Genomic DNA, 17,407 nt, shown 5'->3' on the forward strand with positions numbered 1-17,407 from the left:
CGGATTCGGCCCCGCACGGCAGGACTGAATCAGTAGTAGTCGCGGCGGACTGCCACGGCGTACCCCGTGGAGCCGTGTGCCCGCTCGCTGTCGCTCGGCCCTCCGGGCCCGACGATCACGGCGGCGAGCAGGGGGTTCGGTCGCAGAACGTTGATCATGGCGGCCTCCGGGGCCTGGGGTGTAGACCCAGTCAACACCCGCAGCGCCCGAGGTGTCAACACTGTAGACATACGACATAGGGCTACAATGGAGGCGAACGGAGAGGAGTCCGTGATGCCGAAGGTTCCCGCGGGCCGCTCGATCGGATCCGACGACGGCAGGTCCGGCGGGAACACTCGAGCCCGGGAATTGATCCTTGCGTCTGCGCTCGCGATCATCGATCGCGACGGCGTCGAGGGGCTTTCGATGCGCCGCCTCGGCAAGGCTCTCGGCCGGGATCCGATGACCCTCTACCGTCACGCGCCGAACAAGGCCGCCCTCCTCGACGGAGTCGCCGAAATCGTCCTCGGGCAACTGGCCGTCGACCCCTGCGACGGTGACTGGGAAGATCAACTGCGCACGGTTGCAAGGGATTTCCGTCAACTTGCCCTCGACCACCCGCGCGTGGTTCCGTTGCTGGTCACCCGCCCCCTGGCCACACCCCTCGCGCTGCGGCCGCTCGGCACGCTGCGTCCGCTCGAAGGCATCCTGACCTTGCTCACCCGGGCCGGCTTCTCCGCGGCCGATGCGTTGCACGTCTACCGGGCCTTGTTCGGATTCCTCCACGGTCACGTCCTCGACGAGCTGCAGGAACTCGTCGAGCGTCCCGAGGAGTCCGACGACCTGCTCCGCCTGGGACTGCATCGCCTGCCGATCGTCGAATTCCCTCTCCTGCGCAGTCTCGCGCCGATACTGGCCTCCTACGACGGCGCCGCCGAATTCGAACGCGGCCTCGACCTCCTCTTTTCCGGCCTCAGGGCAATACTGGACTCCGGGGACGGTCGGCCTTCCGGATGAGCCGCCGGCGCCGGCCGGACCTACGAATCCGCCAACGTGCGCATGATGCCGTAGGCGTGATCCGGTTCGGTGTCGGGGTGCAGGAGTACCAGCACGAGTTGGGTGCCGTTGCATCCGAGGAAGTACATCGTGTGCGGTGGTTGTCCGGGTGCCGGCTCGCGCAGTGCGATACCGCCGGAGTCGAGGTCGAACTCGTCGATTCGCTTTCGCGATATCTGCAGGGCGTTCCAGTCGAAGCAGACCCGGGCAACGGGGCCGAGTCGCAGGGTGAGCGCGGAGATCAGGTCGTCCAGCTCATCGGTGAGGTTCGCGGTCCACGGGAACCACGAGCCGTCGATCGAGGACGGTGGTGCCGAGTTCGGCCGGAGCAGGAAGCGGGGAGTCTGGGTCGGTGTGGGAAATCGAGCAGGGGGGCGTCGCGACGGTAGGGGGCGCTCGGGAGGGCCGGAGCGATTCCCGTTGCTGTGGGTGATGGCGTGGTTGTGCGTCATGAGACGCTCCTTGCGCGGCCTCGAGGAGGCCGACTTGTCACCGGGAGGCGTCGAGCCGGGCGCTCGAGGCGGGAAACGTGCCGGTCTGCTCACCGTACGTCACGATCGCGTCGGGCGCGTCGTGCCGAGACCCGGAGAACGGGATCGGGGCCCCTTCTCCGGATGGAGAAGGGGCCCCGATCAGGTCCTTCACGAGTCGGGGTGGCGGGATTCGAACCCACGACCTCTTCGTCCCGAACGAAGCGCGCTACCAAGCTGCGCCACACCCCGTTTCGAACCTCGGTTAGCTTACAGCACGATCGGGGTGACGGTTAAATCGCCTGGTCAGTGCGGTGAAAACGTGCTCCGGGTGCCCGCGTCCGCGGTGCTGCGAGCCTGCTCGCGGGGGGCCGGGATCAGCGTCAGCAGCGTCGCCTCGGGCCGGCACCAGAACCGGGCGGGGGCCGTCGGCGACGTGCCGATGCCCGCCGACACGTGCAACCGCATGTGCGAGCCCCAGCGCGACACGCCCTTGACCCGCGACCGGTCCAGCCCGCAATTGGTCACCAGCGCGCCGACCAGCGGCAGGCACAGTTGGCCCCCGTGGGTGTGGCCCGCCAGCACGAGGTCGTAGCCGTCGTCCGCGAACCGGTCCAGCACGCGCGGCTCGGGTGAGTGGGTCAGCCCCAGCCGCAGATCCGCCACCGGGTTCGCCGGACCCGCGACGGTGTCGTACCGGTCCCGGTCGATGTGCGGGTCGTCGACACCGGCCGCGCTGATGCGCACCCCGGCGATCTCGAGTTCGCGGTGCACGTGCGTGACGTCGAGCCAGCCGCGCTCGCTGAACGCGGCGCGCAGATCGCTCCAGGGCAGCGGCACGCCGTGTACGCGCTCGTGGTCGCGGTCGAAGTACTTCAGCGGGTTCTTCACCCGGGGCCCGAAGTAGTCGTTGCTGCCGAAGACGAACAGCCCCGGCCGGGCGAGCAGACCGCCGAGCGCCTGCACGACGGCGGGCACAGCCTTCGGATGCGCAAGGTTGTCGCCGGTGTTGACCACGAGGTCGGGTTCGAGGCGATCGAGTTCGCGGAGCCAGTTCTGCTTGAGCCGCTGCCCGGGCGTCATGTGGATGTCGCTCAGGTGCAGCACGCGCAGCGTCGAGGCGTCCGGTGCAAGGACCGGGAGCGTCACCTCCCGCAGGGCGAAGGCGTTGCGCTCGATGAGCGTCGCATAGCCGAGGCCCAGGGCGGCGGCACCGGCCGCACCGATCGCGGCACGTCGAAGAGTGGGAACGTCTGGCACGTCTCCAGCGTACCGCCGGGGCTCGTCCGCGCACGGGTTCGCGGGGCGCCGCGTAGCGTCGAGGCATGTCCGACACCACGTCCTCGCTCAAGTCCACGCTCCGCGCCGACCTCACGGCCGCGATGAAGGACAAGGATCCGCTGCGGATCACCACGCTGCGCATGCTGCTTGCCGCGATCCAGACCGAGGAGGTCGCCGGCAAGCAGGCGCGCGAGCTCACCGACGAGGACGTCGTGAAGGTGCTCGCGCGCGAGGCGAAGAAGCGCGGCGAGGCTGCCGAGGTGTATACCGAGAACGGTCGCGGCGAACTGGCGGCCAAGGAGCACGCCGAGGCCCGCATCATCGACGAGTACCTGCCGACGCCGCTCACCGACGCCGAGCTGGCCGACGTCGCGGATACCGCCATCGCGCAGGTCGCCGAGGAGATCGGGGAGCGGCCCGGGCCGCGGCAGATGGGTCAGGTCATGAAGGCCGCGACCGAGATCGCCGCCGGGAAGGCCGACGGCAAGCGTCTGTCCGCCGCCGTCAAGTCGCGCCTGTAGCCGAAGACCCCGTCCGGTCGTCGCGCGACCGGACGGGTGACGGTCATCGTCCCGGGATGGGTGCCGGCGCGGCTGGCACCGTCGTGTCCGGCACCTGGCTCTCGGTCGGTCGGCCGGGGGTCGCGCTCGGGCTCGGTGGCGCGGCGCGCACCGAGCCGTCGCTGACGAAGATCGTCACCGTGGACCCCGGGACGGCCGACCCGGACGGGGAGACCGAGGCGACGGTGCCGCTGCGGCCCTCCGCCTTGACCGTCGTCTCCGTCACCTGGAAGCCGGCGTCGATCAGCCGTTGGCTCGCCTGCTGACGGTTCAGACCCACGACGTTGGGCACCTGGGCATTGCCGGCGCCGCGCACGTACTTCTGGTCCGCGGGCGGCAACTCGGTGGGCCCGAACTTGTTCGCGACGGGCAGCAGTGCCGTGAACCAGGTGCGGGCCGGCTCGGTGCCGCCGAACAGATTGCCGTCGGAGCACGGGCGCACGGGTCCGCTGCAGATCTGCCCCGGCGTGGGGGAGTCGCCGTAGGTGTAGACCGCCCCGGCCAGGTTGTTCGTGAACCCGACGAACGCCGACGACATGTGCGACTCGGTCGTTCCGGTCTTCGCCGCCACCGGCAGGTTCCAGCCCACCGATCCGGCCGCACCGGACGCCGTACCACCGCCCGCGGTGTCCTTGCTCAGGGCGGTGGCGAGGGTGTCGGCCAGCCCCGGTTCGACGACCTGCTCGCACGCCTGCTGGGTGATCGGCACGGGCTTGCCGTCGCGGTCGAACACGGCGTCGATCGGCGTCGGCGGGCACCACTTGCCGTGCGAGGCCAGCGTGGCGGCGACGTTCGACAGCTCCAGCGGGTTCACCCAGGTGGGGCCGAGCGTGAACGAGCCGAGGTGCTGGGCCTTCTGCATGTCGACCATGCTCTGCTCGCCGAAGCCGGACGTGTTGGGCTGCGCGTACGAGCGCAGGCCCAGCCGCACCGACATGTCGACGACCGCGTCCACACCGGTGGCCTCGATCAGCTTGACGAAGGCGGTGTTGGGGGACTGTGCGAGCGCGTCCGGCACCGACAGCTTCGCCGGGTACGGTGCGGCGTTCTCGACGCAGTAGGTGGCCGGCGGGCATCCGGGGGCACCGCCGTCGCCGAGGCCGCGGGCGTTGTAGCGGGACGGCACGTCCAGCACGGCGCTGGTGCCGAGGCCCTTCTCCATCGCCGCGGCGACGGTGAAGATCTTGAACACCGAGCCGGCGCCGTGACCGGTCAGCGAGTACGGCTGCGGCTGCACTGTCTGCGAGGCCCCGCCGTCGAGGCCGTACACGCGGCTCGACCCCATCGCCAGGACGCGGTGCGAATCCTCCCCGGGCCGGATCACGTTCATCACCGTCGCGACGTCGTCGACGGTCGGGCTGGTGAACTTGTCCAGCGACGATTTGACCGAGCCCTGGATCTCGGGGTCGAGCGTGGTGCGGATCAGGTACCCGCCCTTGTCGATCTGCTCGCGCGACAACCCGGCCTCGGCCAGGTACTGCAGGGCGTACTCACAGAAGAACCCGCGGTCGCCCGCCGCGATGCAGCCGCGCGGCAGGGTCTTCGGCTCGGGCAGGACGCCGAGCGGCTGCTCCTTCGCGGCCCGGATCTCGGCGGCGCGCTCGGGGATGTTCTGGATCATCGTGTCGAGCACGACGTTGCGTCGCGCCAGCACGCCGTCCGGATTGGTGTACGGGTTCAGTGCGGAGCTGGACTGCACCATGCCGGCGAGCATCGCGGACTGGGTGACGTTCAGATCCTTCGCGTCGATGCCGAAGTACGTCTGGGCGGCGTCCTGCACGCCGAAGGACCCGTTCCCGAACGGCACGAGGTTCAGGTAGCGGGTGAGGATCTCGTCCTTGGTCAGCTCGTCGTCGAGCGTCAGCGCCATCCGGATCTCCCGGATCTTGCGCGCGGGCGTCGTCTCGATCGCCGCGCGCCGCTCGGCGTCGGTCTTGGCGACCACGTGGAGCAGGTAGTTCTTCACGTACTGCTGGTCGATCGTGGACGCGCCCTGCTCGACCTGACCGCTGGTGGTGTTGGTGAGGAAGGCGCGGATCGTGCCCTGCCAGTCCACGCCCTGGTGTTCGGCGAAGCGCTTGTCCTCGATGGAGACGATGGCCAGTTTCATCTCGTTGGAGATCTGGTCGCTCGGCACCTCGAACCGGCGCTGGTCGTAGAGCCAGGCGATGGGGGTGCCCGCCGCATCGGTCATCGTGGTGACCGCCGGCACCACACCCTCGACGAGTTCGGCGGAACTGTTGTCCACCGTGTCCGCGGCGCGGTTCGACACGTAGCCGAAGCCTCCGGCCGCCGGGAACATCACACCGGCCAGCAGGACTCCGCCCAGTGCCGTGCATCCTGCGAGCTTCGCCACCGTTTTTCCGATCGACACGCCTACACAGTACGTGCCACCCCGGGGCGCAGACCCCGGCGCACGCGTTCCCGTGTGCGCGTTGCGCTGGCAAAAGCCCTCCGACGTGCAGTGATGCACGGGCGTACCAGAAAAGTGTTTCTCCACCTTGCATCCGGGGAAGTCTTTACCTAGATTGAGTCCTCAGTGTGATGCAGATAACACCTGAATAGGAATGTGGTGCAGATCCGTCGTGCTACGCCGCCGATTCTGCGCGCCTTCCAGGACCCCGTGACACGGCGTTCGGAGAGTAAGGGGCAACTGAATGCACATGACCACCCCGATGGCCCGGCTCGACGTAGACCAAGCAGAAGCACGCATCGCATGGGTATCGAAAGCCCGATGCCGTGAAGTGGACCCCGATCAGTTGTTCGTCCGCGGCGCCGCCCAGCGCAAGGCCGCAGTCATCTGCCGGCACTGCCCGGTGATGCTGCAGTGCGGCGCCGACGCCCTCGACAACCGCGTCGAATTCGGCGTGTGGGGCGGAATGACCGAACGTCAGCGCCGGGCGCTGCTCAAGCAGCACCCCGAAGTCGACTCCTGGGCCGACTTCTTCGAAGCGCAGCGTCAGCACCAGAACGCCGTCTGACCGCGCACCCCCGAGACCCGCGAGGTTACGCCTCGCGGGTCATCTGATCGGCGACGGCGCGCAGCCCGTCGAGGTCCGAGACCTCGAACGGCAGCGACGGCACGCCGACGACCGGAACCCGCGGGTGCGCACTCGTGAACCGGGCCAGCAGCCGCAGCTCCCGCTTCGCCGTCACCGCCCGATGAGCATGGACCCGGAGCACGGCCTCGGCCGGCGCGCTCTCCTTCCGGCCCTGCTCCTCGAGCAGATCCGCCGCGGTCAGGGCGTGGTCGGCCGGCAGCGGGCACAGCGTGGGATGCGTGCGGTTGAGGATCAGACCCGCGAGCGGCATGCGGTCCTCGGAGAGCCGCTCGACGAAGAACGACGCCTCGCGCAGCGCATCCGGTTCGGCCGCGGCCACCACCATGAAGTGGGTGCCCGGCTGCTGCAGCAACTGGTACGTGCGGTTGGCCCGCTCCCGGAACCCGCCGAACATCGAATCGAGTGACTGCACGAAAGCCGAGGCATCCGAGAGCATCTGGCTGCCGACGATCGTGGAGACCGCCTTCAGGGCCAGGCCCATCGCGCCCGTGACCAGCCGCCCGAGCCCGCGGCCCGGCGCGGTGAACAACCGGATCATCCGGCCGTCCAGGAACGCCCCGAGCCGCTGCGGTGCATCGAGGAAGTCCAGCGCGTTCCGCGACGGCGGGGTGTCGACCACGATCAGATCCCACGTGTCGCTCGCCGCGAGCTGCCCGAGCTTCTCCATCGCCATGTACTCCTGCGTGCCGGAGAACGACGAGGCCACCGTCTGGTAGAAGGGGTTGTCGAGGATCTGCTGCGCCTTGTCCGGTGCCGAGTGCTCGAGCACCATGTCGTCGAAGGTGCGGCGCATGTTCAGCATCATCGCGTGCAGCTCGCCCTTCGCGTCCGGCCCCAGCTGCACGAGTTGCGGGCTGTTGTCGAGGGCCTGCACGCCCAGCGCCTGTGCCAGCCGCCGAGCCGGATCGATCGTCAGCACCACGACGTTGCGGCCCTGCTCGGCCGCACGCAGGGCCAGCGCCGCCGCGGTCGTCGTCTTGCCGACCCCGCCCGCGCCGGTGCACACGATGATGCGCGACGAGGGGTCGGCGAGGATGGATCGGACGTCGAGCGGGGGCGCGTGGTGCGCCCGCGGCGCGGTCACCGCACGCCCTGTTCACCGAGCTGCTCGGCGAGTTCGTACAGCCCGCCGAGATCCACGCCGTCCGCCAGCGCGGGCAGATGCATTCGTGCCACGTTCACCTCGTCGAGTTGGGCGGCGCTGACCTGCTGCGCCTGCAGGGTGGATGCGTACTCGATCGTCTCGGTCAGCAGACCCGCGAAGTCCTCGTCGCCGAGGGCGACCCCGGCGCGGTCGAGCCCCTCGCGTACCGCCTCCGCGTCGATCCGGCCGGCGGCGGCCTCGTCGACCATCTCCTCGGGCAGGAAGTCGGGGGCGGTGCGGTTGACGATCACCGTGCCCAGCCGCAGGTCCGCCGCGAGCAGCTCGGCCACCGCGTCGGCGGTCTCCTGGACCGGCAGCGCCTCGAGCAGCGTGACCAGGTGGACCATCGTCTCGTCGGAGTGCAGCAGCCGCACCACACCCTCGCTCTGCGACCGGATCGGACCCGACTTGGCAAGGTCGGCCATCGCCTTGGTCACGTCGAGGAAGCTGCCGATGCGTCCCGTCGGCGGGGAGTCCACCACGACCACGTCGTACACGGGTTCGCCGGTGCGGTCGGTACGCACCACGGTCTCCTTGATCTTGCCGGTGAGGATCACGTCCCGCAGGCCCGGCGCCAGCGTGGTCGCGAACTCGATCGCACCGATCCGGCGCATCGCCCGTCCCGCGAACCCGAGGTTGTAGAACATGTCCAGGTACTCGAGGAAGGCCGTCTCGATGTCGATGGCGAGGGCATACACGGCGCCGCCGCTGTCCGTCGTGGCGATCTTGGTCTCGACCGGCGGAAGCGGCGGCACGTCGAACAGCTGCGCGATGCCCTGCCGTCCCTCGACCTCTACGAGCAGCACCTTGCGGCCGCCCGCCGCCAGGGCCAGGGCCAGCGCCCCCGCGACGGTCGACTTACCGGTACCGCCCTTGCCCGAGACGAAGTGCAGCCGCGCCTGCGCGGCCTTCGCCGGCCAGACGTCGTGTTCAGCAGTCGTTGATGCCACGACGTCGAGCCTATAAGTCCGGTGCGCATATAGGGTCGAGACATGAGCGAATTGACAACGTGGGAGTACGCGACGGTGCCCCTGCTGACCCATGCCACGAAGCAGATCCTGGACACGTGGGGAGCCGACGGCTGGGAACTCGTGTCGGTGCTCCCGGGACCCACCGGCGAGCAGCACGTCGCCTACCTCAAGCGCCCGAAGGGCTGAGCCGCGTGGCAGCAGAGGATTCCGCGGGGCGGACCTGGACGGCGCGGCTCGCCGAACTGGGTCTGAGCCTGCCGCCGGTGGCGGCACCCGTCGCCGCCTACGTTCCCGCCGTCCGCACCGGTGACCACGTCTACACCTCGGGGCAGCTGCCGTTCGTCGACGGCACGCTCGGTCTCGTCGGCAAGGTGGGCGCCGACGTCTCGGCCGAGGCCGCCAAGTCCGCGGCGCGTATCGCCGCGCTCAACGCGCTGGCCGCGCTGGACGGCCTCGTCGGCATCGACAACCTCGTCCGCATCGTGAAGGTCGTGGGCTTCGTCGCCTCGGCGGAGGGCTTCACCGGCCAGCCGGGTGTGATCAACGGCGCGTCCGAACTCCTCGGTGAGGTGTTCGGGGAGGCGGGCGTGCACGCCCGCTCCGCCGTCGGCGTGGCCGAACTGCCGCTCGGCGCTCCCGTCGAGGTCGAGATCATCGCCGAGGTGCGCTGACGGGCGCGGGGTGAGCCGGATCTAGAGTGGGACGCACCCCACACCTTCCGACGGAGGAGGCCGGATCATGACGCTGGTTCACCCCGCGTACGCGCAGTTGCGACAGGTCACCGCCAATGCCGCGGTGGTGCTGGCGGAGAACCCGTCGATGATGACGCTCGACGGCACCAACACCTGGATCCTGCGGGCGCCCGGCAGCGACGAGTGCGTCGTGGTCGATCCGGGCCCGCTCGACGAGGCGCACCTCGCGCGCGTCGCCCGGGTGCCCGTGGCGCTGACCCTGGTCAGCCACCGGCACGGCGACCACACCGACGGCGCCGGACGGTTCGCCGAACTCACCGGCAGCGCGGTGCGGGCCGTGGACGCCCGGCACCGGCACGGCGGGGGAGCGGGCCTGGCCGACGGCGAGGTGATCGAGGCGGCCGGACTGCGTATCCGGGTACTCGCCACGCCGGGTCACACGGCGGACTCGCTGTCCTTCGTCCTCGAGGACGACCGCAGCGTGCTCACCGCCGACACCATCCTCGGTCGGGGCACCACCGTCCTCGACGACTTCGACGGCGACCTCGGGGACTACCTCGGGTCGCTGCGCCGGCTGATCGACCTCGGCGCCGGCTACACCGTTCTGCCCGGGCACGGACCGGACCTGCCCGACCTGGAGACCATCGCCCGCGGCTACCTCGACCATCGGGAGGAGCGGCTCGACCAGGTGCGGGCCGCGCTGCGGGTGCTGGGGGACGACGCCACGCCGCGGTCCGTCGTCGAGCACGTGTATGCCGACGTGGACCCGTCGCTATGGCCGGTCGCGGAGAAGTCGGTCAACGTCCAGCTCGAGTACCTGCGCAGCTTCGCCTGACCTCCCGAACGATCGAGGCCGGTGCATCGACGATGCACCGGCCTCGATTCGTGGAACGGGTGTTACCGCGCGCGGCGGGCGAGGCGCTCCGAGTCGGAGATGAGCACGCTCTTGCCCTCGAGCCGCAGCCAGCCGCGGTGCGCGAAGTCGGCGAGCGCCTTGTTCACGGTTTCGCGGGAGGCGCCGACGAGCTGTGCGATCTCCTCCTGGGTCAGGTCGTGCGTGACGCGCAGCGCGCCCGCCTCCTGGGTGCCGAACCGCTGCGCGAGCTGCAGCAGAGCCTTCGCGACGCGACCGGGCACGTCGGTGAAGATCAGGTCGGCCAGGTTGTTGTTGGTGCGGCGCAGACGGCGCGCGAGCACGCGCAACAGCTGCTCCGCGATCTCCGGGCGCTGGTCGATCCAGGCCTTGAGGGCGTCGCGGTCCATGCTCACGGCCCGGACCTCGGTCACGGTCGTGGCGGTGGAGGTACGCGGGCCCGGGTCGAAGATCGACAGCTCACCGAACATGTCGGACGGGCCCATGATGGTCAGCAGGTTCTCGCGGCCGTCCGGCGAGCGGCGGCCGAGCTTCACCTTGCCGGAGACGATGATGTACAGGCGGTCGCCCGGCTCACCCTCGTTGAAGATGACATGTCCGCGGGGGAAATCGACCGGCTGAAGCTCTTTGACCAGCGCCGCAACCGCCGAGGGTTCGACTCCTTGGAAGATGCCTGCTCTGGCCAGGACGTCGTCCACGTGCGCTCCTTTGGGGAAAATTCTCGTCGTCATGCTGCCGGGTCTGCACGACGTCCACGGGCGCCCGGACAGGCCACCTGCAACGCGTACGGAAACGAAGTCTACTGTGCGCGCACTCGGCATGAGTGATTGACACCACGACAGCTGCCGTGCCGTTCCTGCAGCAACGCCCACGCATCCTACCGATGCGTCCCGAAATCAGCTCGCGCGGCGCGCTCCCATGTCGGACTCCGCATCGTCGAGCTCCATGACGAGGACCCGCCGCCGACGGCGGTGGAACCGGGCGAGAGCGTGGGGGAATCCCTCCCTGGCCAGGGTGGCGACGTCGTCGTGGCTCGCCTTGTCGAGGAACTCCTCGACCTCCTGCTGGCGAACGGACAGACGGCTCAGCCGGGACTCGACCCGCTCCATCGCCAATGCGAACAGCATGAGCAGCACGGGGAAGAGTACGACAGCAAGAGCTTGCATACCGGGAAGTAAACACAAGAAAGGTCTCAGAAGCGACACAGCGCCGAATCCGCGACCGGCCGGGTACGTACAGTGGAGCAGGTGCATGCGACCCCGTCCGAGAGTCCCGACGTGCGCCGACGACGCGTGTCCGGAGGCGAGCGGAAACCCGAGAGCAGGCTCGCCCTGGTGCGGCGGGCCCGCCGCATGAACCGGCGGCTCGCCGAGGCGTTCCCCCACGTGTACTGCGAACTCGACTTCACCACGCCGCTCGAGCTGGCGGTCGCCACGATCCTGTCCGCGCAGTGCACCGACGTGCGGGTCAACCAGGTCACCCCGGCCCTGTTCGCCCGCTACCCGGACGCCCGCGCCTACGCGGAGGCCGACCGGGCCGAGCTCGAGGAGTACATCCGGCCCACCGGTTTCTACCGCAACAAGGCCAACTCCCTGATCGGCCTCGGACAGGCCCTGCTCGAGCGGTTCGACGGCGAGGTACCGCGCCGCCTCGAGGATCTCGTCACACTTCCCGGATTCGGCCGCAAGACTGCCAACGTGGTCCTCGGCAACGCGTTCGACATCCCCGGCATCACCGTCGACACCCACTTCCAGCGTCTCGTGCACCGCTGGAAGTGGACCGAGGAAACCGACCCCGTCAAGATCGAACACGCCGTCGGCGCGCTCGTCGACCGCAAGGAATGGACCCTGCTCTCGCACCGGGTGATCTTCCACGGCCGGCGCGTCTGCCACGCCCGCAAACCCGCCTGCGGCATCTGCGTGCTGGCCAAGGACTGCCCGTCCTACGGCATCGGACCCACCGACCCCGTGACCGCCGCCGCGCTGGTGAAGGGACCGGAGACCGAGCACCTGCTCGAACTGGCCGGACGGTGACCCGGTGCAACTGACCCGCGCAGGCCGCTGGAGCCTGGTGGCCCTCGTCGTCGTGGTGGCCCTGATCGTCGCGATCTGGCCCCGCGACGCCGACGACCCGGCGCCGGCCGCCGACGGTGGTCGCCCGACCGCGGCGCCGGTGGACCGCCGCGCCCAGGACACCCCCGAATCCCTCGCGCCGCTGCGTGCCGCGGCGGCGCTCGAGCCCTGCCCGGCCCCGGCCGGGAACGGGGCCGGGCCCCTCGCGGGGTTGCGGTTCGAGTGCCTCGGCGACGGCAGCAGCGTCGATCTGGCCGCCGCGCTCGCGGGCCGGCCCGCGCTGGTGAACCTGTGGGCCTGGTGGTGCGGGCCGTGCGCCGAGGAACTGCCCTACCTGCAGGAGTACGCGCAGCGTGCCGGTGACGCGGTTGCGGTCGTCACCGTCCACACCGACCCCAACGAGGCCAACGCCCTGTCCCGGCTCGCCGAGTACGCCGTACGGCTGCCGGGGGTGCAGGACGGGTCCGCGCGCATGCAGGCAGCGGTGCAGTCGCCACCCGTGCTGCCGGTGACGGTGCTGATCCGGCCCGACGGTTCCGTCGCGAAGGTGCTGCCTCAGCCGTTCCGCAGCGCCGACGACGTCGCCGCAGCCGTGGAGAACCACCTGGGGGTGAAGGTATGACGCCGTACTGGCTGCGCCGCGTGTCCACCGTGGCGCCGAGCGATCCGCACCAGGTCAACCCGGTGCTCGACCGCCGCGCACCGAACGGGTTCACCGTCCGTCCGGCGGCCGTGCTCGTGCTGTTCGGTGGCTCGTCCGAACCCGATCCCCTCGCGCGGGGCGGTCTGCCCGCCGACGCGGATGTCCTGCTCACCCAGCGGGCGCCGACGATGCGTCAGCACAGCGGGCAGGTCGCCTTCCCGGGTGGCGCCGCCGACCCGGAGGACGGCGGCCCGATCGCGACCGCGCTGCGCGAGGCGCAGGAGGAGACGGGCCTCGACCCCGCCGGCGTCCGTCCGCTGACGGTGCTGCCCGAGATCTTCATCCCACCGTCGGGGTTCGACGTCACCCCGGTGGTCGCCTTCTGGGAGAAGCCCACCCCCATCGGGGTGGTCGATCCCCGCGAGGCCGTCCGGGTGGTGCGGGTCTCTCTGCACGACCTGCTCGATCCGGACAACCGCTTCCAGATCCGGCACGAGCGCGGCTACCAGGGACCGGCTTTCCTCGTGGACGACATGCTCGTGTGGGGGTTCACGGCGGGGATCCTGGCGGGCCTGTTCGCGGTGTCGGGCTGGGAGATCGAGTGGGACCACACCGACATCCGTGACTTCGAGGTCACGCTCGCCGAGCTCGAGACAGGGGTGGTCGAACCGTGACACCGTCCGGATGGATCGACGTGCTCATCCTGCTGGTCGTGCTCGTGGCCGCGTCGTCGGGCCTGCGACAGGGCGCGGTGGCGTCTGCGCTGGCGTTCCTCGGCGTGGTGCTCGGCGCGGTCGCCGGCATCCTCATCGCCCCGCACGTGCTCGTGCACGTCGAGGAGGGACGGATGCGGATCCTCGCCGGGATTGCGCTCATCGTCGTGCTCGTCATCATCGGCGAGGTCGCGGGCATGGTGCTCGGCCGGGCGGCACGGAGCAACATGCACAGCCCCGTCGCGCGGGGCGTCGACAGCGTGGTCGGGGCCGGTCTGCAGGCCGTGGCGGTGCTGGTCGCGGCGTGGCTGCTCGCGATTCCGCTCACCGCGTCGTCGCAACCGGAGATCTCGGCCGCCGTACGCGGCTCCCGGGTGCTGGCCACGGTCGACGTGCTGGCCCCGGACTGGCTGCGCGGCGTCCCCAAGGAGTTCTCGGCGCTGCTCGACACCTCGGGCCTGCCGGAGGTGATCGGGCCGTTCGGCCGCACGCCCATCACCGAGGTGGAGCCGCCGGACCCGAGCGTGCTCGCCAGTCCCGTCGCGCTCGACCTGCACCCGAGTGTGCTGCGCATCAACGGCGTCGCGCCGAGCTGCCAGCGTGCGCTCGAGGGATCCGGGTTCGTCGTCGCGCCCGAACGCGTCATGACCAACGCGCACGTCGTCGCCGGCACGTCGGCGGTGTCGGTGGAGACGCTCGGTGGGGCGCTCGACGCCGAGGTCGTGCTCTTCGATCCCGCCGTCGACGTCGCGATCCTCTCGGTGCCGGGACTCGACGTGGCGCCGCTCGCGTTCGCGCCCGCGCCCGCCGATTCGGGTCAGGACGCCCTCGTCCTCGGATATCCCGGCGGGGGCCCGTACACGGCGAGCGCCGCACGGATCCGGGAGACACTCGACCTGCAGGGGCCGGACATCTACCGCTCCGGCACCGTCGAACGGGAGGTGTACACCGTCCGCGGTTCGATTCGTCAGGGCAACTCCGGCGGGCCGCTCGTCGACGATCAGGGCCGGGTGCTCGGCGTCGTGTTCGGCGCGGCCGTGGACAACAGCGATACCGGGTTCGTGCTGACCGCGGCGGAGGTGAGCAGTCAGCTGGAGCTGGCCGACGATTCCTTCGCGGCGGTGGCGACGGGTACGTGCATCGCCTGAGCCGGGGCGTCCCTACAGTCCGGCGGCGAAGTCGAGCAGCGCGGCGGTCACGTCGTCGGCGCATTCCTGGTGGGCGTAGTGCCCGGCGTCGTCGATCATGAGCAGTTTCCGGCCCGGAGCGTGGCGGACGCACCGGCGCACGGTCGCCGGCAGCACGTACGGGTCCAGCGTGCCGTGCAGTTGCAGGACCGGCAGGGTCAGCGTCTTGTCCATTGCGGCCATGAACCGGCGTCCGTCCGGCCGCCATTGGCTGCGGAACGCCCAGCGCTGGTACTCGAGCGTGCAGTGCGCGGTGCCGGGAATCCGGATGGCCGACCGCATCCGCTCCGCGACCTCCCGGAATTCGTCCGACTGCTGCCACCGCGCGCCGGAACGGGCCTGCAGCAGTCGTTCGATCTCCCACCCGTCGTCGCGCACGAGCTTGCGTTCGGGCCGCCACGGCACCTGGTAGGCGAGGAACGTGGGCAGCAGCGCCGACCGCTGCGCGCGGTCGTGCAGCGCCGCGTCCCGCAGCGAGATCGGGTGCGGCGAGTCCACGAGGGCGATCGCCCGGACGAGCCGCGGGTGCAGCACGGCCGTCGCCCAGCACACCAGCCCGCCGTCGGCGTGTCCGATCAGCGTCGCCTCGGAGCAGCCGAGGGCGCGGATGAGGCCGGCGACGTCGCCCGACAGGGTCCAGCCGTCGTAGCCGCGCGGCGGCTTGTCGGAGTCACCGTAGCCGCGCAGGTCCACGGCGACGGCGCGGTATCCGGCGTCCGCGAAGGCGGTGAGCTGGTGGCGCCACGACCACCACAGGTCGGCGAACCCGTGCAGGAACAGCGCCAGCGGCGCGTCGGGGCCGGACGGGCCGGCCTCGACGGCGTGCAGGCGGATGCCGTTGGCGTGGATGTCGCGGTGCGTCCACGGCCCGGGGTACCGGACCGTGGACGGATCGGGGAGGGACACGGTGCCCTGCATGTGGAGGGTCAGCGCGCGTGCCGGGGGCCCGGTGCCGGCTCCGCGTCGTGCTGCTGCGGCAGGACGGTACGGGCCTGCCTGAGCGAGTCGATGGTCTTCTCCGGGGCGCGCAGCTTGCGCACCCGCAGGTAGCCGATCAGGGCGAAGATCGCCGTGACCACGACCATGATGAGGAAGACGATCAGGAACGCCAGCCAGCGGGGCGTCCAGATGTCGATCAGTTCGGCGAGGAAGAAGAAGAAGAAGAACGAGCTGAACACCAGGACCGCGAAGGCCAGGATGAAGAACAGGCTGCCCTGCAGGCCCTTCTTCACCTCCCCGGTGACCTCGGCCTTGGCGAGTTCGACCTCGGCGCGGAACAGCGTCGAGACCTGTGCCGTGGCATCGCGGACCAGGTCTCCGATGCTCGCTTCCTGAGGAGTGCGGGCGCGCACCTCGGTCAGCGGAATGGACGAGATGCTCGTCGGTACCCCGTCACCCTGCTTCCGGTTCCCGTTCGTCACGCTCAATTGTCGACCCCTCCAGTTGGTTCGTATTGACTACGGTGGGCTCGCCCACGCCGTAACAGTAGCGTCGATCCCAGCACCGAGGCGATCAGTGACGTGACGAGGACGGACGCCTTCGCGATCTCCGCGGGCGCCCCGCCGTCGATACCGGCGAGCGAGAGGTCGGCGATGAGCAGGCTCACGGTGAATCCGATGCCTCCGAGCACGGCGAGTGCCAGCAGGTCCTGCCACGCCAGCCCGGTCGGCCTGGTGGCCACGCCCACGCGGATCGCGAGCCAGGACGCGCCGAAGATGCCGACGGTCTTGCCGATCAGCAGGCCCAGCAGGACGGACAGGCCCACCGGGCTGGTGAACACGTCACCGAGGACCTCACCGTTTATGGGGACGCCGGAGGCGAACAGCGCGAACAGGGGCACACACAGGCCGGCGGACCAGGGCTGGATGTCGTGGGCGAGCCGTTCGGCCGGTGCCTGCCGCTCGCCCGGGTCGGTGCGGACGCGGGTGAGCAGGCCCAGTACGACGCCCGCGATGGTGGCGTGGATGCCGGCCTCGTGCATGCCGTACCAGGTGAGCAGCGCCAGTGGGACATACAGCCACGAGGTCGTGATCCGCTTGTGCTGGGCGTACCAGTAGGCGGCAGCGCACGCGACGGTCCCGAGCAGCCACAGTGCCGCGATGGACGTGGTGAACAGGACGGCGATCAATGCGATGCCGATGAGGTCGTCGACGACGGCGAGGCTGAGCAGGAAGACGCGCGCGCCGGTGGGGATGCGGGAACCGGTAAGGGCGAGGACTCCGAGTGCGAAAGCGATGTCGGTGGCGACGGGGATCGCCCAGCCGCGGTCCATGCCCGGGCTGCCCCACCCGACCGCGGCGGCGATGAGCGCCGGGAGCAGCACGCCGCCGCACGCGGCGATGACCGGCAGCAGGGCTCTCTTACGGTCCGCCAGTTCACCGACGACCAGCTCGCGTTTGAGTTCGAGTCCGGCGACGAAGAAGAACACGGCGAGCAGGCCGTCCTGCGCCCAGGTGCCGACGGTGAGGTTCAGGTGCAGTGATTCCGGCCCGAAGGGGAAGTCGCGCAGCGCCTCGTAGGCGGGTCCGAGCGGGGAATTGACCCACAGCACGGCCACGGCGGCGGCGACCAGGAGGATCGCGCCACCGACGGTCTCGGTACGCAGGTACCGGGTGAGTTCCGAGCGCAGTGGCTGGTTCACGAAGGCCTTTCGATTCGCGAATTCGGGGTACGCGGGGAGCGCCGCCGAACGGGCGTCCCGGC

General features: G+C 70.2%; 21 protein-coding genes and 1 tRNA gene. 10 read left to right on the forward strand and 12 right to left on the reverse strand.

Annotated features, from left to right (window positions below; all coding sequences use genetic code 11):
• Nucleotides 1–29: 29 nt before the first annotated feature.
• Nucleotides 30–158 (reverse strand): hypothetical protein, encoded by a 129-nt coding sequence (locus tag HFP48_RS32045; RefSeq protein ID WP_268256881.1) that lies wholly within the window; start codon nucleotides 156–158, stop codon nucleotides 30–32.
• A gap of 115 nt (nucleotides 159–273) precedes the next feature.
• Here HFP48_RS32045 and HFP48_RS03225 point away from each other — a divergent pair, with 115 nt between their 5' ends.
• Nucleotides 274–996 (forward strand): TetR/AcrR family transcriptional regulator C-terminal domain-containing protein, encoded by a 723-nt coding sequence (locus HFP48_RS03225; protein WP_029547206.1) that lies wholly within the window; start codon nucleotides 274–276, stop codon nucleotides 994–996.
• 20 nt (nucleotides 997–1,016) lie between these two features.
• On the opposite strand, the gene HFP48_RS03230 is transcribed toward HFP48_RS03225, so the two are convergent.
• The 3 genes from HFP48_RS03230 to HFP48_RS03240 all read right to left on the reverse strand — a co-directional run bounded on the left by HFP48_RS03230 (nucleotide 1,017) and on the right by HFP48_RS03240 (nucleotide 2,765).
• Entirely contained in the window at nucleotides 1,017–1,487 is a 471-nt protein-coding gene (locus tag HFP48_RS03230; protein ID WP_029547207.1) for a DUF5994 family protein, read from the reverse strand.
• Nucleotides 1,488–1,683: 196 nt separating this feature from the next.
• Nucleotides 1,684–1,757, reverse strand: a tRNA-Pro gene (locus HFP48_RS03235).
• Between the two features lie 54 nt (nucleotides 1,758–1,811).
• Nucleotides 1,812–2,765 (reverse strand): metallophosphoesterase, encoded by a 954-nt coding sequence (locus HFP48_RS03240; RefSeq protein ID WP_065923089.1) that lies wholly within the window; start codon nucleotides 2,763–2,765, stop codon nucleotides 1,812–1,814.
• 65 nt (nucleotides 2,766–2,830) lie between these two features.
• Here HFP48_RS03240 and HFP48_RS03245 point away from each other — a divergent pair, with 65 nt between their 5' ends.
• Nucleotides 2,831–3,307, forward strand: coding sequence for a GatB/YqeY domain-containing protein (locus HFP48_RS03245; protein ID WP_168579014.1), 477 nt, complete (start codon nucleotides 2,831–2,833; stop codon nucleotides 3,305–3,307).
• A gap of 43 nt (nucleotides 3,308–3,350) precedes the next feature.
• Here the strand turns inward: HFP48_RS03245 and HFP48_RS03250 are convergent, their stop codons facing one another.
• Complete coding sequence (locus HFP48_RS03250; RefSeq protein WP_161996315.1) at nucleotides 3,351–5,702, reverse strand: transglycosylase domain-containing protein; 2,352 nt, start codon at nucleotides 5,700–5,702, stop codon at nucleotides 3,351–3,353.
• Nucleotides 5,703–6,003: 301 nt separating this feature from the next.
• On the opposite strand from HFP48_RS03250, the gene HFP48_RS03255 reads away from it, so the two are divergent.
• Entirely contained in the window at nucleotides 6,004–6,327 is a 324-nt protein-coding gene (locus tag HFP48_RS03255; RefSeq protein ID WP_026137870.1) for a WhiB family transcriptional regulator, read from the forward strand.
• 25 nt (nucleotides 6,328–6,352) lie between these two features.
• Here the strand turns inward: HFP48_RS03255 and HFP48_RS03260 are convergent, their stop codons facing one another.
• On the reverse strand, nucleotides 6,353–7,492 hold the full coding sequence (locus HFP48_RS03260) for an ArsA family ATPase (RefSeq protein ID WP_029547210.1): 1,140 nt from the start codon (nucleotides 7,490–7,492) through the stop codon (nucleotides 6,353–6,355).
• Nucleotides 7,489–8,502 (reverse strand): ArsA-related P-loop ATPase, encoded by a 1,014-nt coding sequence (locus tag HFP48_RS03265; RefSeq protein WP_029547211.1) that lies wholly within the window; start codon nucleotides 8,500–8,502, stop codon nucleotides 7,489–7,491. Before HFP48_RS03265 ends, HFP48_RS03260 begins: the two co-directional genes overlap by 4 nt.
• A gap of 42 nt (nucleotides 8,503–8,544) precedes the next feature.
• On the opposite strand from HFP48_RS03265, the gene HFP48_RS03270 reads away from it, so the two are divergent.
• The 3 genes from HFP48_RS03270 to HFP48_RS03280 all read left to right on the forward strand — a co-directional run bounded on the left by HFP48_RS03270 (nucleotide 8,545) and on the right by HFP48_RS03280 (nucleotide 10,050).
• Nucleotides 8,545–8,709 carry a DUF4177 domain-containing protein gene (locus HFP48_RS03270; protein ID WP_006945567.1) on the forward strand — a complete coding sequence of 55 codons (165 nt, stop codon included), beginning with the start codon at nucleotides 8,545–8,547 and terminating at the stop codon, nucleotides 8,707–8,709.
• 5 nt (nucleotides 8,710–8,714) lie between these two features.
• Nucleotides 8,715–9,194 (forward strand): RidA family protein, encoded by a 480-nt coding sequence (locus HFP48_RS03275; protein ID WP_006945565.1) that lies wholly within the window; start codon nucleotides 8,715–8,717, stop codon nucleotides 9,192–9,194.
• A gap of 67 nt (nucleotides 9,195–9,261) precedes the next feature.
• Nucleotides 9,262–10,050, forward strand: a complete 789-nt coding sequence (locus HFP48_RS03280; protein WP_168579015.1) for an MBL fold metallo-hydrolase — start codon at nucleotides 9,262–9,264, stop codon at nucleotides 10,048–10,050.
• Nucleotides 10,051–10,112: 62 nt separating this feature from the next.
• Here the strand turns inward: HFP48_RS03280 and HFP48_RS03285 are convergent, their stop codons facing one another.
• Together HFP48_RS03285 and HFP48_RS03290 are read right to left on the reverse strand one after the other, a co-directional pair.
• Nucleotides 10,113–10,787, reverse strand: coding sequence for a Crp/Fnr family transcriptional regulator (locus HFP48_RS03285; protein ID WP_003935274.1), 675 nt, complete (start codon nucleotides 10,785–10,787; stop codon nucleotides 10,113–10,115).
• Between the two features lie 198 nt (nucleotides 10,788–10,985).
• Complete coding sequence (locus HFP48_RS03290; RefSeq protein ID WP_029547213.1) at nucleotides 10,986–11,255, reverse strand: hypothetical protein; 270 nt, start codon at nucleotides 11,253–11,255, stop codon at nucleotides 10,986–10,988.
• 72 nt (nucleotides 11,256–11,327) lie between these two features.
• Between HFP48_RS03290 and nth the strand changes: the two genes are divergently transcribed.
• The 4 genes from nth to HFP48_RS03310 are packed head-to-tail and all read left to right on the forward strand — an operon-like array spanning nucleotide 11,328 to nucleotide 14,665.
• Nucleotides 11,328–12,122: an endonuclease III gene (gene nth / locus HFP48_RS03295; protein WP_037201375.1), complete on the forward strand. Its 795-nt coding sequence runs from the start codon at nucleotides 11,328–11,330 to the stop codon at nucleotides 12,120–12,122.
• 4 nt (nucleotides 12,123–12,126) lie between these two features.
• Nucleotides 12,127–12,783 carry a TlpA disulfide reductase family protein gene (locus HFP48_RS03300; RefSeq protein ID WP_246872512.1) on the forward strand — a complete coding sequence of 219 codons (657 nt, stop codon included), beginning with the start codon at nucleotides 12,127–12,129 and terminating at the stop codon, nucleotides 12,781–12,783.
• The gene (locus tag HFP48_RS03305; RefSeq protein WP_050034517.1) at nucleotides 12,780–13,478 is read left to right on the forward strand and encodes a CoA pyrophosphatase; all 699 of its coding nucleotides are present in this window, start codon (nucleotides 12,780–12,782) and stop codon (nucleotides 13,476–13,478) included. Before HFP48_RS03300 ends, HFP48_RS03305 begins: the two co-directional genes overlap by 4 nt.
• The gene (locus HFP48_RS03310) at nucleotides 13,475–14,665 is read left to right on the forward strand and encodes a MarP family serine protease (RefSeq protein WP_006945555.1); all 1,191 of its coding nucleotides are present in this window, start codon (nucleotides 13,475–13,477) and stop codon (nucleotides 14,663–14,665) included. Before HFP48_RS03305 ends, HFP48_RS03310 begins: the two co-directional genes overlap by 4 nt.
• Nucleotides 14,666–14,677: 12 nt before the next feature.
• Here the strand turns inward: HFP48_RS03310 and HFP48_RS03315 are convergent, their stop codons facing one another.
• Genes HFP48_RS03315 through nhaA form a run of 3 tightly spaced genes read right to left on the reverse strand, consistent with a single transcriptional unit; the run spans nucleotide 14,678 to nucleotide 17,345 of the window.
• On the reverse strand, nucleotides 14,678–15,622 hold the full coding sequence (locus tag HFP48_RS03315) for an alpha/beta hydrolase (RefSeq protein WP_006945554.1): 945 nt from the start codon (nucleotides 15,620–15,622) through the stop codon (nucleotides 14,678–14,680).
• A gap of 8 nt (nucleotides 15,623–15,630) precedes the next feature.
• The gene (locus tag HFP48_RS03320) at nucleotides 15,631–16,131 is read right to left on the reverse strand and encodes a phage holin family protein (RefSeq protein WP_006945547.1); all 501 of its coding nucleotides are present in this window, start codon (nucleotides 16,129–16,131) and stop codon (nucleotides 15,631–15,633) included.
• Nucleotides 16,128–17,345, reverse strand: coding sequence for a Na+/H+ antiporter NhaA (gene nhaA, locus HFP48_RS03325; protein WP_168579016.1), 1,218 nt, complete (start codon nucleotides 17,343–17,345; stop codon nucleotides 16,128–16,130). The genes HFP48_RS03320 and nhaA overlap by 4 nt, the downstream gene beginning before the upstream one ends.
• Nucleotides 17,346–17,407 lie beyond the last annotated feature (62 nt).

This window comes from Rhodococcus sp. DMU1, assembly GCF_012272955.1.
GTDB lineage: Bacteria > Actinomycetota > Actinomycetes > Mycobacteriales > Mycobacteriaceae > Rhodococcus > Rhodococcus aetherivorans.